15 protein-coding genes are annotated in these 14,312 nt (G+C 66.7%); 6 read left to right on the top strand and 9 right to left on the bottom strand.

Going from position 1 to position 14,312, the window contains the following annotated elements:
- Window positions 1–11 precede the first annotated feature (11 nt).
- The gene (locus tag ACWCOP_RS13545) at window positions 12–995 is read right to left on the bottom strand and encodes an NAD-dependent epimerase/dehydratase family protein (protein ID WP_478248820.1); all 984 of its coding nucleotides are present in this window, start codon (window positions 993–995) and stop codon (window positions 12–14) included.
- 192 nt (window positions 996–1,187) lie between these two features.
- Between ACWCOP_RS13545 and ACWCOP_RS13540 the strand changes: the two genes are divergently transcribed.
- The 4 genes from ACWCOP_RS13540 to ACWCOP_RS13525 all read left to right on the top strand — a co-directional run bounded on the left by ACWCOP_RS13540 (window position 1,188) and on the right by ACWCOP_RS13525 (window position 4,580).
- Window positions 1,188–2,189 (top strand): glycosyltransferase family 2 protein, encoded by a 1,002-nt coding sequence (locus tag ACWCOP_RS13540; RefSeq protein WP_478248819.1) that lies wholly within the window; start codon window positions 1,188–1,190, stop codon window positions 2,187–2,189.
- 89 nt (window positions 2,190–2,278) lie between these two features.
- Window positions 2,279–3,049, top strand: coding sequence for a ferredoxin--NADP reductase (locus tag ACWCOP_RS13535; RefSeq protein WP_478248818.1), 771 nt, complete (start codon window positions 2,279–2,281; stop codon window positions 3,047–3,049).
- 31 nt (window positions 3,050–3,080) lie between these two features.
- The gene (locus ACWCOP_RS13530; protein WP_478248817.1) at window positions 3,081–3,665 is read left to right on the top strand and encodes a thymidine kinase; all 585 of its coding nucleotides are present in this window, start codon (window positions 3,081–3,083) and stop codon (window positions 3,663–3,665) included.
- Window positions 3,666–3,761: 96 nt separating this feature from the next.
- The gene (locus ACWCOP_RS13525) at window positions 3,762–4,580 is read left to right on the top strand and encodes a TIGR00282 family metallophosphoesterase (protein ID WP_478248816.1); all 819 of its coding nucleotides are present in this window, start codon (window positions 3,762–3,764) and stop codon (window positions 4,578–4,580) included.
- A gap of 7 nt (window positions 4,581–4,587) precedes the next feature.
- On the opposite strand, the gene fghA is transcribed toward ACWCOP_RS13525, so the two are convergent.
- The 3 genes from fghA to ACWCOP_RS13510 are packed head-to-tail and all read right to left on the bottom strand — an operon-like array spanning window position 4,588 to window position 7,003.
- Window positions 4,588–5,421, bottom strand: coding sequence for an S-formylglutathione hydrolase (fghA, locus tag ACWCOP_RS13520; protein ID WP_478248815.1), 834 nt, complete (start codon window positions 5,419–5,421; stop codon window positions 4,588–4,590).
- A 13-nt stretch (window positions 5,422–5,434) separates the two neighbouring features.
- The gene (locus ACWCOP_RS13515; protein ID WP_478248814.1) at window positions 5,435–5,833 is read right to left on the bottom strand and encodes a YaiI/YqxD family protein; all 399 of its coding nucleotides are present in this window, start codon (window positions 5,831–5,833) and stop codon (window positions 5,435–5,437) included.
- Between the two features lie 57 nt (window positions 5,834–5,890).
- Window positions 5,891–7,003 (bottom strand): S-(hydroxymethyl)glutathione dehydrogenase/class III alcohol dehydrogenase, encoded by a 1,113-nt coding sequence (locus tag ACWCOP_RS13510; protein ID WP_478248813.1) that lies wholly within the window; start codon window positions 7,001–7,003, stop codon window positions 5,891–5,893.
- A 168-nt stretch (window positions 7,004–7,171) separates the two neighbouring features.
- On the opposite strand from ACWCOP_RS13510, the gene serA reads away from it, so the two are divergent.
- Window positions 7,172–8,401 (top strand): phosphoglycerate dehydrogenase, encoded by a 1,230-nt coding sequence (serA, locus tag ACWCOP_RS13505; protein WP_478248812.1) that lies wholly within the window; start codon window positions 7,172–7,174, stop codon window positions 8,399–8,401.
- 18 nt (window positions 8,402–8,419) lie between these two features.
- Here the strand turns inward: serA and fsa are convergent, their stop codons facing one another.
- Window positions 8,420–9,076: a fructose-6-phosphate aldolase gene (gene fsa, locus ACWCOP_RS13500; protein ID WP_478248811.1), complete on the bottom strand. Its 657-nt coding sequence runs from the start codon at window positions 9,074–9,076 to the stop codon at window positions 8,420–8,422.
- A 113-nt stretch (window positions 9,077–9,189) separates the two neighbouring features.
- Between fsa and ACWCOP_RS13495 the strand changes: the two genes are divergently transcribed.
- Entirely contained in the window at window positions 9,190–10,023 is an 834-nt protein-coding gene (locus tag ACWCOP_RS13495; protein ID WP_478248810.1) for a class I SAM-dependent methyltransferase, read from the top strand.
- Here the strand turns inward: ACWCOP_RS13495 and ACWCOP_RS13490 are convergent.
- The 4 genes from ACWCOP_RS13490 to kdsB form a co-directional block, all read right to left on the bottom strand.
- Window positions 10,020–11,420: an exopolysaccharide biosynthesis polyprenyl glycosylphosphotransferase gene (locus tag ACWCOP_RS13490; protein WP_478248809.1), complete on the bottom strand. Its 1,401-nt coding sequence runs from the start codon at window positions 11,418–11,420 to the stop codon at window positions 10,020–10,022. The two genes, ACWCOP_RS13495 and ACWCOP_RS13490, sit on opposite strands and share 4 nt — an antisense overlap.
- A gap of 69 nt (window positions 11,421–11,489) precedes the next feature.
- The gene (locus tag ACWCOP_RS13485) at window positions 11,490–12,722 is read right to left on the bottom strand and encodes an O-antigen ligase family protein (protein WP_478248808.1); all 1,233 of its coding nucleotides are present in this window, start codon (window positions 12,720–12,722) and stop codon (window positions 11,490–11,492) included.
- Between the two features lie 11 nt (window positions 12,723–12,733).
- A complete protein-coding gene (locus tag ACWCOP_RS13480) occupies window positions 12,734–13,387 on the bottom strand; it encodes a histidine phosphatase family protein (protein ID WP_478248807.1) in 654 nt (217 codons plus the stop codon).
- Between the two features lie 3 nt (window positions 13,388–13,390).
- On the bottom strand, window positions 13,391–14,167 hold the full coding sequence (kdsB, locus tag ACWCOP_RS13475; protein WP_478248806.1) for a 3-deoxy-manno-octulosonate cytidylyltransferase: 777 nt from the start codon (window positions 14,165–14,167) through the stop codon (window positions 13,391–13,393).
- Window positions 14,168–14,312: the final 145 nt, after the last annotated feature.

The raw sequence follows: 14,312 nt of genomic DNA, 5'->3' as shown, positions 1-14,312 counted from the left end.
GCGGCGCGCCGCTAGCTCGCTTTCGCGCTGGCGTCGCGCCAGCGGGTGAACCAGTCTGTGAACACTGCGATCCCGGCGTCCAGCGAGGTCTGCGGGGTGGGGCCATAGAGGGCGTCGAACGCGCTGGTGTCGGCCCATGTGGCGCTGACGTCTCCCGGCTGGGAGGGCGCGTGACGGACCCGCGCCGTCAGCCCCAGACCCTTTTCCAGCGCCGACACGAGAGATAGCGTGTCCACCGGCGACGAGCCGCCGATATTGAAGATCCGCGCCCCGGGGCCGGGATTATCATCCAGCAGCTTGATCAGCGGTGCGATGATGTCGTCGATGAAGGTGAAGTCGCGCGTATTGCGGCCGGCGTTAAACAGCTCGATCGTCTCGCCGGCGATCATCTTCTCTGAAAAGCTGAAATAGGCCATGTCCGGGCGACCCCACGGTCCGTAGACGGTGAAAAACCGCAGGCCTGTGGCCGGCAGGGCGTAGAGATGGGCGTAGGTGCTGGTCATCAGCTCGTCGGCGCGCTTGGTGGCGGCGTAGAGCGAGACCGGGGCGTCCACGGGATCATCCTCGCGAAAACCCCGCCGCGCCGGGCGCTCGCCATAGACCGAGCTGGAGCTGGCGTAGACCAGATGCTCAAGTTCTGGCCCAAGGGCGCGCGCGGCCTCGAGGACGGACAGGTGTCCGCTCACATTCGAGTGGGCGTAGGCGAACGGGTTTTGCAGCGAATAGCGAACGCCGGCCTGGGCGGCCAGGTGCAGGATCCGCGTAAAGCCGTGATCGAGCACAAGGGCGCGCACCTTTTCATGGTCGGCCAGGTCAAGGTGCTCAAAGGAGAATCGCTCGAACCGGGCGAGCTCGGCCAGACGCGCGTGTTTCAGCGACACATCGTAAAACTCGGTGAGACAATCCACGCCGACAATCGTCTCGCCGCGCTGCAACAGCGCGCGTGCGGCGTGGAACCCGATAAAACCGGCCGTGCCGGTAACCAGAATCGCCATGAAGCTCGCGACTTTCGCTGTTGCAATCGTGCGCACAATGCCCCGGACCGGCCGCGTTTGTCACGCCGTGCGCTGCGCGCGCCCGCGCTGTCTTGCATTACCAAGGCGATGCGCCATGGTGAGCGCGCCTGAACGCACCCGACCGCGCCTGAACGCGCTCGGCCACGACGACGCCGGAGGAGACTGTCAGCCATGAGCGCGCCCGCCTCCATCGCTGTGCTGATCGTCGCGTATCGCAGCCGAAACACGATTCCCCAGGTGATCGCGGCGCTGAAGCGTCAGAGCGTGCAGGCGGCGCGCGTGCGCGTGCTGGAGAACGGCTCGCCGGAGCCGGAGCGCGTGGACGCCGCCGGCCTGCCGGACTTTGTCGAGCTTGTGCTGAGTGAGACCAATCTGGGCTTCGCCGCCGGCAATAACCGGCTGGCCAAGGGCGTGGAGGAGGACTGGCTGCTCCTGCTCAATCCCGACGCCTTTCCTGAAGCCGACATGATCGAGCAGCTCCTGGCCGCCGCGGCGCGCCATCCGGGCGCGGCTCTCTTCGGCGCCACTCAGCTGGCCCATGGTGCGCCGGGCGTTCTGGACGGGGCGGGCGATGTCTATCACTTCACCGGCCTGCCCTATCGCGGCGGCTACGGGCTGGCGATCGACCCGCCGGAGGAGGGCGAGGTTTTCGGGCCTTGCGGGGCGCTCACCCTTGTTCGCCGCGAGGTGTTCGAGGCGCTGGGCGGCTTCGACGAAGACTATTTTTGCTATGTGGAGGACGTGGATCTGGCGTATCGCGCGCGGCTCGCCGGCCATCACGCGATCCAGGTGAGAGACGCGCGCGTCAGCCATATGGGTTATGCCAGCTCCGGGCGCCGGTCTGAATTCGCCACCTATCACGGCGCGCGTAACCGCTTCTGGACCTTCTTCAAGAACACACCGGCGCCGCTTCTGCCGCTTCTGGCGCCGGTGCACCTGGGCGTGACGCTCCTGCTCTGGCTGTCAGCGGCGCGCTTTGGCCAGTTCACCTTGTTCGGAAAGGCCATGGCCGACGCGCTGAAGGGCTGGCCGCGGCTGATGGAGAAGCGCCGCGCGGTGCAAGCTGGGCGCACCCTCTCGGCGCTGGAAACCGCGCGCCTGTTCACTTGGACTCCGCAGACGCTTGTGACACGGGCGCCCGATGTGAGGCCGGTCCAGGACACGCGGCCCTGAACCCAGCAGTCTTCGAGACGACGAGGGTTGGATGCACGCCGGCACAGTTCTATACCTCGCCTTATCGGGATCGAAGGCGAGGAGAGTCCATGGCGGCGGTGAGCGAGCAGACGGTGACATCGGTCAAGCATTACACGGACCGGCTTTTCGCCTTCCGCGTGACGCGTCCGCCAAGCTTCCGCTTCCGCTCCGGCGAGTTTGTCATGCTGGGCCTCACCGTGGAGGGCAAGCCGCTCTTGCGCGCCTATTCGGTGGCGAGCCCCAGCTGGGACGAGGAGCTGGAGTTCTTTTCCATCAAGGTGCCTGACGGCCCGCTCACCTCGCGCCTTGAAAAGATCGAGCCGGGTGATTCGGTCCTTTTGGGGACCAAGGCGGTGGGCACGCTGGTGCTGGACGCGCTCACCCCGGGCAAACGGCTCTACCTGCTTTCCACCGGCACCGGAGTCGCGCCCTTCGCCTCGATCATTCGCGATCCCGAGACCTATGAGCGCTATGAGCAGGTGATCCTCACCCATACCTGCCGGGAAGTGGCCGAGCTTGAGTATGGCCGCGAGCTGGTGGACGCCGTGCGTGCCGATCCGCTGGTGGGCGAGTTCGCAGGCGGCAAGCTGGTCTACTACCCGTCGGTTACGCGCGCGCCGTTCGAACGCACCGGCCGGATCACCCAGCTCATCGACGAGGGTGTGATCTTTGAAGAGCTCGGCGTGCCGCCGCTAAACCCCGATGAAGACCGGGTGATGATCTGCGGCTCGCTGGAGATGATCGAGGATTGCAAGATCCGCTGCGAGCGCGCCGGCCTCACCGAAGGCTCCAACGCCCGCCCCGCCGAATACGTGGTGGAGAAGGCGTTCGTGGGGTAGTTCAGTTTAGCGGCGGGGCGGGTGCGGCGACATGTTGACCTTTGCCTACGGGCCGATGAATTCGGGCAAGTCCGCGCAGCTATTAAAAGACGCGTTCCAGTATAAGCGCATCGGCAAGCCGGCCCTGCTCTTCACCTTCGACGCTGACGGCGAAGCGGCCACAGGCGCCGTCATCGCCTCGCGCATGGGCCTCAAGGAGCCGGCGGTGGGTTTCAACTCCGCCACCGGGTTCTCAGCCCTGGTGCGCGCCCGCCTCGACGCCGGCCCGGTGGGCCATGTCTTCATCGATGAGGCGCAGTTTCTCAGCGCCGGCCAGGTCTGGGAGCTGGCCCGGATCGGCGACGAGCTGGACGTTCCAGTGAGCTGTTTCGGCCTGCGCACGAATTTTCGGGGCGAGCCCTTCGCCGGTGCGGTGGCGCTCATGGCGATCAGCGACGCACTGCGCGAGCTCACCGCCTTTTGCCATTGCGGCCGGAAGGCGATCCTGAACGCCCGCCACGGCCCGGCGGGCGGAGTGTTGCTGGACGGTCCCGAACTGGACACCGACAAGTCGAAATACGAGCCGGTCTGCCGCGTCCATTTCCGCCAGATGGCGAAGGATCCGGCCCGCCGCTGATCCCACGCCGCTGATCCCCCGCCCGGCCTTGGTCAGGCGCCGCCATGGTCAGGGCCGCGCCTGCGCGCTATATGCGGCGGCCTGAAGGGAGCCCCTATGCGCATTGCATTTTTTGGAGACGTGGTCGGCAAGTCGGGCCGCGAAGCCGTGGTGGATCATCTGCCCGGCCTGCGCGATCGGCTGAGGCTCGATTTTGTCGTCGTCAACGCCGAGAACGCCGCCGGCGGGTTCGGCATCACCGAGCGCACCGCCATGGAGCTTTATGACGCCGGCGCCGATGTGCTGACGCTCGGCAATCACGCCTGGGACCAGAGCGAGGCGCTCTCCTACATCTCCCGCGAGCCGCGCCTCTTGCGCCCGGTCAATTACCGCGAGGGAGCGGCGCCGGGCCGGGGCGCCTCGCTTTACGACCTGCCCGACGGACGGCGCATCCTGGTGATGAACGTGCTGCTGCGCCTGTTCATGCAGGCGCTGGAGGACCCGTTCGCGGCGGTGGAGAAGGAGCTGGTCTCCTGTCCGCTGGGCCAGGTGGCCGATGCGATCCTGGTGGACATGCACGGCGAGGCCACCAGCGAGAAATGCGCCATGGGCGTGTTCTGCGACGGGCGCGCCAGCATCGTGGTGGGCACCCACACCCATGTTCCCACCGCCGATCATCGCATCCTGCCCGGCGGCACCGCCTATCAGACGGACGCCGGCATGTGCGGCGATTATGACAGCGTCATTGGCATGGAGAAGGACGAGCCGGTGAACCGCTTCGTCACCGGCATGCGCGGCGGGCGCTTTGTCACCGCCAGCGGTGAAGCCTCGGCATGCGGCCTGTTTGTGGAGACCGACGACTCCACAGGGCTCGCCGTGCGCTGCGAACCGATCCGCGTGGGCGGCCAGCTCTCCGAGCTGATACCGGCGGCCTGAGCGGCCCCTAAAGCCGTTCGCTCAGCCAGCGCAGATGATCCTCGATGAAGCTGGCGATGAAGAAATAGCTGTGATCATAGCCCTCCTGGCGATGGAGGGTGAGCTTCTGACCGGCCGCCTTGCAGGCGGCCTCCAGAAGCTCCGGCTTCAGCTGCTCTTCCAGAAACCCGTCGGCGAGGCCCTGATCCACCAGGATGCCGGCCTCGCAGCGCTTGCCGTCCTCGATCAGGGCGCAGGCGTCATAGGCGCGCCAGGCGCCGCGGTCGGGACCAATATAGGCGGTGAGCGCCTTTTCGCCCCAGGGGCAGTTCAGGGGCGAGGCGATGGGCGCGAACGCACTGATCGCCTTGAACAGATCCGGACGCTTCAGGCCCAGCGTCAGGGCGCCGTGCCCGCCCATGGAGTGGCCGGTGATGGCGACGGCGTCCAGATCCAGCGGCGCGGCGCTGGCGGCGGCCTTCAAGAGCTCGTCTGTGACATAGCTTTCCATGCGGTAGTGCCGGCTCCAGGGCGCTTGCACTGCGTCCACATAGAAGCCCGCGCCGGAGCCGAAATCATAGCTGTCATGCTCGCCGGGAAGATCGGTTCCGCGCGGCGAGGTGTCCGGCGCCAGAAGCGCCAGGCCCAGCTCGGCGCACACGCGCTGGGCGCCCGCCTTGTCCATGACATTGGCGTGGGTGCAGGTCAGCCCGGAGAGATACAGCACCACCGGAACCGGCCCGTCTTCAGCCGCGGGCGGCAAATAGAGCCCGAATGTCATGTCCGTGCCGGTCGCCTTCGAGGCGTGGGTCCAGACCTGCTGGCGGCCGCCGAAACAGCGGCTTTCAGATTTCATCTCCATACGGATCGTCTCCTCATTTGCCGCGCTTGATGTCCTGGAAGACGCGCTCCAGAGCGTTCAGAAAATCGGACCGGTCGCGGGGCGAGAACGGCTTGCCTCCGCCCCCCTCCATGGTTCCGGCGCTGCGCAGATCGCTCATCAGATCGCGCATGGCGAGCTTTGAGCCGATGGATTGCGGATCGAAGATCACGCCCTTGTGGTCCAGCGCTTTGCCGCCCGCCTTAAGGCAACGATCTGCCAGCGGAATGTCCCCGGTGACGCAGATATCGCCCGGTCCGATATGCTGCGCGATCCAGTCATCGGCGGCGTCGGCGCCCTCGGGCACGATGACCAGCTCCGCCCACGGGCTTTGCGGTCGGCGCAGGCCGCCGTCGCAGACGAGCTTCACCTGCGTTTCGTGGCGCTCGGCCACGCGAATCGCCTCGTCCTTCACCGGGCAGGCGTCGGCGTCGATGAACAGGGTCAGGGCTTAAAACTCCACCACGGACCGGATGCTCGTCCCGGCGTGCATCAGGTCGAACGCTTCGTTGATGCGCTCCAGCGGCATCTTATGGGTGATCAGGGAATCGATATCGATCTTCCCGTCCATATACCAGTCCACGATCTTGGGCACGTCGGTGCGCCCGCGCGCGCCGCCGAAGGCCGAGCCCTTCCAGACCCGCCCGGTGACCAGCTGGAAGGGGCGGGTGGAGATTTCCTGACCGGCCTCGGCCACCCCGATGACGATGCTCTCACCCCAGCCGCGATGGCAGCATTCCAGGGCCTGGCGCATTACGTTCACATTGCCGGTGCAGTCAAAGCTGTAATCGGCGCCGCCGCCGGAGATGTCGACAATCGCCTCGACCACCTTGTCGGCGCCGATTTCGGACGGGTTGATGAAGTCGGTCATGCCGAATTTCTCGGCCATGGCGCGCTTATTCGGATTGATGTCGATGCCGATGATTTTGTCGGCGCCCACCATGCGGGCGGCCTGGATCACGTTCAGCCCGATCCCGCCGAGCCCGAACACCGCGACGTTCGCGCCCGGCTCAACCCCGGCGGTGAAGATCACCGCGCCGACCCCCGTGGTCACGCCGCAGCCGATATAGCAGACCTTGTCGAAGGGCGCGTCCTCACGGATTTTCGCAAGCGCGATCTTCGGCATCACCGTGAAATTGGAGAACGTCGAGCAGCCCATATAATGGTGCAGCTTTTCTCCGTTGAGCGAGAAGCGGCTGGTGCCGTCGGGCATCAGGCCCTTGCCTTGCGTGGCTCGGATCGAGGTGCACAGATTGGTCTTCTGCGACAGGCAGCTTTTGCACTGGCGGCATTCCGGCGTGTAGAGCGGGATCACGTGATCGCCGGGCTTCAGCCCCGTCACGCCCGCGCCCACCTCGCGGACGATCCCGGCGCCCTCATGGCCCAGGATGGAGGGAAACAGCCCCTCGCTGTCCTTGCCGTCCAGGGTGTAGGAATCGGTATGGCATACGCCCGTGGCCATGATCTCCACCAGCACTTCGCCGGCTTTGGGTCCGTCCAGATCCACCTCGTGAATCTCAAGCGGCTTGTTGGGGGCGAAGGCGATGGCGGCGCGGGTTTTCATAGGGCGTGGCTCCGTAGGTGTGACGCGCCAGACCATAGGCCGCGCATCGATGAGCACAACCCGGGCCGCGACAGCAAGGCGCAGCGGCGCGCACCGTCTTGCTTTCACGTGCCGATGCGCCAATGGTGCGGTCGCTGCGGCAATCTTGATGGTGAGGACCCTGAAACCATGACCGAGCTGACCCCGTTCGACGCCCTGCTTCTGGAAAACGTGCATCCGGACGCTGACTCCGCCTTGCAGGGTCTCGGCCCTGTTTCGGTGCGGCGCACGGTGGGATCGCCGGCCCCTGAGACGCTCCTCAAGGAGGTCGCTTCGGCCCAGGTCATCGGCATCCGCTCGCGCACCCAGATCACCGATGAGGTGCTCGAGGCGGCCAAGCGTCTGGAAGCGGTGGGGTGTTTTTGCATCGGCACCAATCAGGTAGATCTGGAGGCTGCGGCGCGCCGGGGCGTGCCGGTGTTCAACGCGCCCTTCGCCAACACTCGCTCGGTGGCCGAGCTGACCATCGCCAGCGTGATCATGCTGATGCGCCGCATCCCGGAGAAGATGTTCGCGATCGAGCGCGGCGAATGGCTGAAGACCGCCGACGGCGCAAACGAGGTGCGCAAGAAGAAGCTCGGCATTGTCGGCTACGGCAATATCGGCGCCCAGCTGTCGGTGATCGCCTCGGCCATGGGCATGCACGTGTATTATTTCGACATCGAGCCCAAGCTCGCTCACGGCAATGCGCGGCCCATGGAGAGCCTTGATGCGCTATTGTCAGCATGTGATGTGGTGACGCTTCACGTGCCCTCCACCGCGCGCACCAAGAACCTCATCGGCAAGGCGGAGATCGCCCGGATGAAGCAGGGCGCCTATTTGATCAATCAGGCGCGCGGCGATCTTGTGGACGTGGACGCACTGGCGAGCGCGCTGAAAGCAGGCCACCTGGCCGGCGCCGCTGTGGACGTCTTTCCCGTGGAGCCCAAAGGCAAGGAGGATCGCTTCGACAGCCCACTGGTCTCCTGCCCCAACGTCATCCTGACGCCTCATATTGGCGGGTCCACCGCCGAGGCCCAGCAGGCGATCGGCACGGATGCGGCCACCAAGCTCGCCAAATTCCTCTACCAGGGCGCCACCAGCCACGCGGTGAATTTTCCCCAGGTGGAGCCGGGACCCATCGGCGAGGGCCGGGTGCGCGTGATCGTGCCCCACATCAACAAGCCCGGCTTTCTGCGCCGCCTCAACGAGGCCGCCGAACAAGCCGGCGCAAACGTGGCCGCCCAGTATCTTCAAACCGACGGCGAGTACGGCTACGCCATCGCCGATCTGGAAGGCGCACCCCGGGACGTGCTCGACCGGGTGCGGGCGCTGGACGGCGCCATCCGGGCGCGCATCATCTACCCGGTCGTGCGCTGATCAGGGGTTCGCTGAGCGCTAGACCAGGCCGCCCCGGCCCGTGGCCTTCCAGTCGGCCAGGAAGGCGGCCAGCCCGATATCGGTGAGCGGATGCTTGTAGAGCGCGTCGAACACCTTGGCCGGGATCGTGGCCGCATCGCAGCCGGCGAGGGCGGCCGCCTCCACATGGGCCGGAGAGCGTAAGGACGCGGCGAGGATCTCGGTTTCAAAGCCGTACTGGTCGTAAATCGTCCGGATCGCGTGGAGCAGCCCGATTCCGTCTGCGCCGGCGTCTTCGATCCGGCCCACGAAAGGCGAGATATAGCTCGCTCCGGCTTTCGCCGCGAGCAGCGCCTGATTGGCCGAGAAGCACAGCGTCACATTGGTCTGGACGCCTTCGCGGGCGAAGGTGTTGCAGGCGCGAAGGCCCTCCACGGTGAGCGGAAGCTTGACCACCACGTTCGGGGCGATGGCCGCAAGCTTGCGGCCTTCAGCGATCATCCCATCATAATCGGTCGCCACCACTTCGGCGCTGATCGGACCGTCCACGGCGTCGCAGATCGCCTTCACGCGCTCGAATACATCGGCGCCGGACTTGGCGATGAGTGACGGGTTGGTGGTGATCCCGTCGATCAGGCCGGACCCCAGACGCGCTTCGATTTCGCTGATGTCTGCGGTGTCGAGGAAGATCTGCATGGCGCGCTCCGGCCTTGTTCGAATGATGTCGTGGCCGATATAGACATGAAGCATAACAATTTGGCAAAGCCGCACATTTTTAATGCGGGCGACGGCGACGGCGGCGCGGGATCATGATCGACGCAGTAAAACGGGCGATCCACCGGATCGCGCCGCGGCCTCTGGTGAATTTCCTCTGGAATGCGGCCAGCGACACGAAGGACCTGCCGGTGCGCCTGCGCGATCCCCGCCCGCGGCCGTGGCGGATCGTGCACAATATCGGCGGTGGCGATTTCTACGGCGCCGGGGAGCGCCTGTTTCAGCAGGTTCGCGGTGCGGCCGGGCTGACGCCCAGCGATCATGTGCTCGATATCGGATGCGGTGCGGGCCGCCTGGCCGTCCCGGTCTGCGCCTATCTTGACGAGACAGGCGCCTATACCGGGTTCGACATCGTGCGTTCGGGCCTCATCTTTGCGCGGCGCGTGGCCCTGGGGCGCTGCGCGATCCGCTTCGTCCACGCCGACCTGACTAATCGCGAATACGGCCAGACCGGGTCGGACGCCGCCGGTTATCGCTTCCCTGCTGATGACGCCTGCATCGATCTGGCGGTGGCGACCTCGCTCTTCACCCATGTGGAGCCGGAGGTCGCCGCAGCGTATCTCAAGGAGGCGGGCCGCACCTTAAAGCCGGGCGGGCGGATTTTTCTGACGGCGTTCCTCGTGGACGAGGCGGCCAAGGCGGCCCTGGCCAAGGGAGTCCCGCGCCTTTCGCTTCAGCCCTATGGCGAGGCGGCCTGGGCTGCCGATCCGCGTCATCCGGAACGGGCGATCGGCTTTGACGCCGCAAGTTTTGACGACTGGTGCGCGCAGGCCGATCTGGCGCCGGTGCGCGCGCTGGAGCCCGGCGACTGGCGCGAGCCCGGCCCGCGCGGGAAATTTCAGGACGTCGTGGTTCTGAAGAAGCTCTAGCGTCCGGCGGCGAACACCAGCTCGCGCACGGTGCGCAGAAGGATCACCCCGTCGCGCCAGAGCGACCAGTTGCGCGCATACCAGTCGTCCAGCCGGGCGCGCTCCTCAAACGTGGTCTTGTTGCGTCCATTGACCTGCCACAGCCCGGTCAGTCCGGGGCGCATGCGCTCATAGGCGTCCAGCGACGCGCCATAGAGCGCGCGCTGGGACAACAGCATGGGGCGCGGCCCGATGAGGCTCATCTCACCTTTGAGGACATTGATCAGCTGGGGCAGCTCATCAAGGCTGGAGCGCCGCAGGAACCTGCCAACCGGCGTGATGCGCGGATCGGGATCGAGCTTTTGATAGGCGTCCCACTGGGCGCGCTTGTCCGGGTCGGCGGCGAGCAGGGCGCACAGGCGCTCCTCGGCGTCCACGCTCATGGTGCGAAACTTGTAGCACTGGAACACCGCGCCGCCGCGCCCGGCGCGCGCCTGCACGAAGACGGCCGGTCCGCCATCGCGCCGGATCAGCCAGGCTATGACGGCCAGCGCCGGGCTGAGCACGGCCAGGGCGAGCGCCGACGCGACGACGTCAAAGGCGCGCTTGGCGGCCTGGGCCAGCGGGCGGTGCAGGCTGTCGGAGACCCGTATCACCAGCCCGTCGGCCGGCGGAGCGTCCAGAAGGTCGATCTGCTGGGTCGGGATGCGCCCCAGCGCCGGGCGATAATAGAAATGTGCGCCGCGCGCGCTCAGCCGACCGGCGATCCGGCTGGCGGCGCCCTGGTGCTGCGCATCGGGGGCGAGAAATACGGTCTGGCCCGCCAGCGCGTCCAGGCGCGCGCCAAGCTCGGCGTCGCCCAGCAGCGCGAAACTGGCCAGATCAAGCGTCTGCGACACTGTCAGCCCGTGCCCGTCATTGCAGTCCAGAAGGGCGCTTGTATCGGCGGCGCCGGAGCGCGGCGCGATGAGGATCACCGGCTCGAACCAGTCCGAACAGGCCTTTAGTCCTTCGCGCGTGGCGAACCGGCCGGCCAGGATCAGCACCGGCGCCAGCAGCCATTTGGTGATGGAGCCGGTGTCGAGCCCGGCTTCGCCCAGAGCCAGCTGCGCGGTGGACACGATGAGGATCGCCATCACGCAGGCAAGAACCACCGGACGAATCTGGTCGGCGAGGGCCTGGCGGTTGCGGTAATGGCCCTTGGCGCGCAGGAAGGCGGTGAGCCCGAGAGCGCCGGCCAGGGTGAGCACGAGCCATCCGCGCGACGGCGCATCGCCGAGGACGAGATTGACCGCCATCCCGGCATAGCTGGCCAGAGCCAGCGCGGTCAGATCGCTCCAGAGAAAGGCGCGGGCGCCGGTGCGCACACCCGAGCGCGTTTCGGTCTGATAATGAATTGCTTCACTTCGGGACGTCATGGCGGCCTCACCCGGTGTCCGGACGCGTTCTGCGCCGGCTGAGGGTGGGGTCATGCAGGATTTGTTCCGTCAGGCCGGCCCCGCCTTTGAGCCGGCCTTGGCGTGCAGGGTCTTGCCGCTGGAGCGTAAGAAGAGGCAGGCGGCGATCGCCAGGCTGAGGGCGCCATGGTGCCATTCCTGCCAGACGCCGTAGCCCAGCATTGTCATCACGAACCAGGCCGAGGTGCTGAACGCGATCCCCGCCGCCACAGCCGGGTCAAGCGGCCGCCGGGCGAGGCTGCGCCCGGTCAGCAATAGCGCGGCGGCGGCAAGCCCTGCCCCCAGCGCTCCGGTCTCCAGCCAGATATGCAGCGCGCCGTTATGGGGGTGAAGCGGCATCAGGTTGAGCGTGTATCCGCGCAGCATCATCTCGGCGTCTATGACGCGAGAGGCGTCCAGCCCATGCCCGAACAGGGGCGCTTCGGGGAGCCGGGACAGGGCGTAGTCCCAGATTTCCAGGCGTTGATGCCAGGACAGAGGTAAGGCGTTCGCCACCGAGTCCGGGGTCGAGGCGACGACCGCGCCCAGAATCAACGGCGTGAGCGCCACCAGGCCGGCGGCGGCGTAGAACAGGACGGGCAAGGCCTGGTGCGGGCGCAGGAACGCCGCGGCGCCAAGCGTGCAGCCCGCCGCCATGGCGACGATATTGGCCTCCACGCCAAAGCTCACAGTGCTCAAGGCTGCGCTCAGGGCTACAAGACCGGCGGGCGCGCGCCACCCGGCGCGCCAGAGCCAGATCGTCATGGGCCCCGCCAGAAGAATGAAAGCGCTGGCGCCGCGCGACAGCACGCGGTGAGCCAAGGCGAGCGCCTCGGACGGCGTCTCGCCGCTCACGGACACCTGGACAAACTGGCTGACAGGCGCGCCGAGGACGCTTTCGGCCAGAAAAAACACCGCCACCAACAGCGTGATGATGGCGGTGTACGCTGCAAAGCGCACACGGCGGGTATCGTCCAGACGCGCAATCCCGAACGGGACCAAAAGAAAGAGCGGCGTCAGCAAAAGCAGTTTGACCGCCTGGTCGGGCCGCCCATAGGGCGACCATAAAAGGCTCATCGCCGCCAATGCCATGAAGGCGAAAAACGCGATCAGAGCCGGCGGCCGCGCCCTCACGACCAATAGCGCGGGCAGGAGCAGCAAGGGCGACCACATAAGCCCGATAAACCCGATCGAGCTCGACAAGCCAAGCCCGCCGGCGCCCATGAATATCCCGCTGAAAAAAATCCAGAAAAAGAACACGGCGACGGTATAGAACCGGATCATCCGCCCGCCGCTCATGAGCGATGGGCCTTAAGCTCGGCTGCCGCTGCGTCCGGGGCGGCGTTCCAGCAGATCAGTTTGGGGCCGGATGTGGTGACGCGCGCCGCGCCCATATGGCCGGTCTTCACCTTGGCCTGTGCGGTCGGCGCGCCGGCGCCGGCCAGCAGGGCGTGAAAATAACGCAGGATCCCGTTGGAACTCACCAGTAGGACCGTGTGATCCTCGCCGCGATTGCGGGTCGCCGCGGTGTAGATCGCCTTCGCATTGGCTTCGATCTGCGCCGGGCCCGGCGACCAGCCCGCGTTCACGGGCGCGATGGAGCGCTCGCGCCACGCCTCGATGGCGCTCGCGCCCCAGTCTCCTTCGATCTCGGCGTCGGATTTTCCGCCCCAGACCCCGTAATCGATTTCCTTGAGGCGCTCATCAATCTCGATGTCGCTGGAAAACCCGCACGCTTCGGCGGCCAGGGCCGCGCCGGTGCGCGTGCGCTTCAGCGGGCCGGCGAGGATCCGGTCGGGGACGATCCCCGCCTCGCTCAAGGCCCGCCCGATGGCGCGCGACTGGTCCAGACCCTTGTCCACCAGGGCCAGGTCTTCCCTGGCGCCGACCCAGACGGGCGTGTCTTCAGGACCGAACGTGTTGCCGTGTCGGGCGAGGATCAACAGCATGGCTCAGACGATCTCCCCTTCGCGGGCGATGATGTCGGCGGCGATCTCCGCGTCGCGCGGGGAATCCACGCTCCAGGGCGTGCGCCCATGGTACTCGGTGAGCACGATGCGGATGGGAATCCCGTTCTCCAGCGCACGCAGCTGCTCCAGGCTTTCCGTGCGCTCCAGCGGCCCGGGCTCCAGCGCCACGAGACGCTCCAGCGCGCTGAAGCGATAGGCGTAAAGCCCGATATGCTTATAGATCGGCGTTCCCGCGTCTTCGCGGCGGAAGGGAATAATCGTCTTGGAAAAATACAGCGCGTTCATGGCCTTGTCGAAGACCACCGTGGTGCCGCCCACCTCGCCGACGGCCTTGGCGCTGGCGAGCTTGGCGTAGGCGTCCTCGGTGAGCGCCACCGCCGGCGTGGCCAGATCCAGCGTCTGATCCTCGGCCATGGCCCGCGCCGCCGCGTCGATCACCCAGGGCGGGGTGAGCGGGGCGTCGCCCTGCAGATTGACGATGACGTCGCCGGGCCGGGCGAAGGCCTTCACCGCCTCATAAGCGCGCTCGGTGCCGTTGCGGCAGCTCTCCGGCGTCATCACCGCCTCGCCGTGGAAACCCTCTACAATGTCGCGAACGCGTTCATCATCGGTGGCCACCAGAACCCGATCAACGGAGGGCGCCGCGGCGGCCAGGCGGCGCACCCGCTCCACCATGGGAACGCCTGCGATCTCATGCAGCGGCTTGCCCGGAAACCGGGTCGAGCCATAACGGGCGGGGATCACGGCGATGACGGTCATGGGCTCGATTCCGATGAGGCGGGTCAGGCGTGTCTGATTGCCACGCTTCATCGCAAAGCGCAAAGCCGCGCGAGACCTTTGCCCGGCGCGCGATCCTGAGGTAGAACGCCCGCCTTCGCGCGCAGGACGGGCCTGCAGCGCGACA

The organism is Apolloniradiicaulis salifontis (genome assembly GCF_053756655.1).
This window is presented reverse-complemented; position numbering and strand designations above follow the sequence as displayed.

Excerpts from the sequence above, each read along its gene's own strand:
- ACWCOP_RS13540 (WP_478248819.1), top strand. The coding sequence starts at position 1,188 with ATGAGCGCGCCCGCCTCCATCGCTGTGCTGATCGTCGCGTATCGCAGC.
- ACWCOP_RS13530 (WP_478248817.1), top strand. The coding sequence starts at position 3,081 with ATGTTGACCTTTGCCTACGGGCCGATGAATTCGGGCAAGTCCGCGCAG.
- fghA (WP_478248815.1), bottom strand. The coding sequence starts at position 5,421 with ATGGAGATGAAATCTGAAAGCCGCTGTTTCGGCGGCCGCCAGCAGGTC.
- ACWCOP_RS13525 (WP_478248816.1), top strand. The coding sequence starts at position 3,762 with ATGCGCATTGCATTTTTTGGAGACGTGGTCGGCAAGTCGGGCCGCGAA.
- ACWCOP_RS13495 (WP_478248810.1), top strand. The coding sequence starts at position 9,190 with ATGATCGACGCAGTAAAACGGGCGATCCACCGGATCGCGCCGCGGCCT.
- serA (WP_478248812.1), top strand. The coding sequence starts at position 7,172 with ATGACCGAGCTGACCCCGTTCGACGCCCTGCTTCTGGAAAACGTGCAT.
- ACWCOP_RS13510 (WP_478248813.1), bottom strand. The coding sequence starts at position 7,003 with ATGAAAACCCGCGCCGCCATCGCCTTCGCCCCCAACAAGCCGCTTGAG.
- ACWCOP_RS13490 (WP_478248809.1), bottom strand. The coding sequence starts at position 11,420 with ATGACGTCCCGAAGTGAAGCAATTCATTATCAGACCGAAACGCGCTCG.
- fsa (WP_478248811.1), bottom strand. The coding sequence starts at position 9,076 with ATGCAGATCTTCCTCGACACCGCAGACATCAGCGAAATCGAAGCGCGT.
- ACWCOP_RS13485 (WP_478248808.1), bottom strand. The coding sequence starts at position 12,722 with ATGATCCGGTTCTATACCGTCGCCGTGTTCTTTTTCTGGATTTTTTTC.
- ACWCOP_RS13535 (WP_478248818.1), top strand. The coding sequence starts at position 2,279 with ATGGCGGCGGTGAGCGAGCAGACGGTGACATCGGTCAAGCATTACACG.
- ACWCOP_RS13545 (WP_478248820.1), bottom strand. The coding sequence starts at position 995 with ATGGCGATTCTGGTTACCGGCACGGCCGGTTTTATCGGGTTCCACGCC.
- ACWCOP_RS13480 (WP_478248807.1), bottom strand. The coding sequence starts at position 13,387 with ATGCTGTTGATCCTCGCCCGACACGGCAACACGTTCGGTCCTGAAGAC.
- kdsB (WP_478248806.1), bottom strand. The coding sequence starts at position 14,167 with ATGACCGTCATCGCCGTGATCCCCGCCCGTTATGGCTCGACCCGGTTT.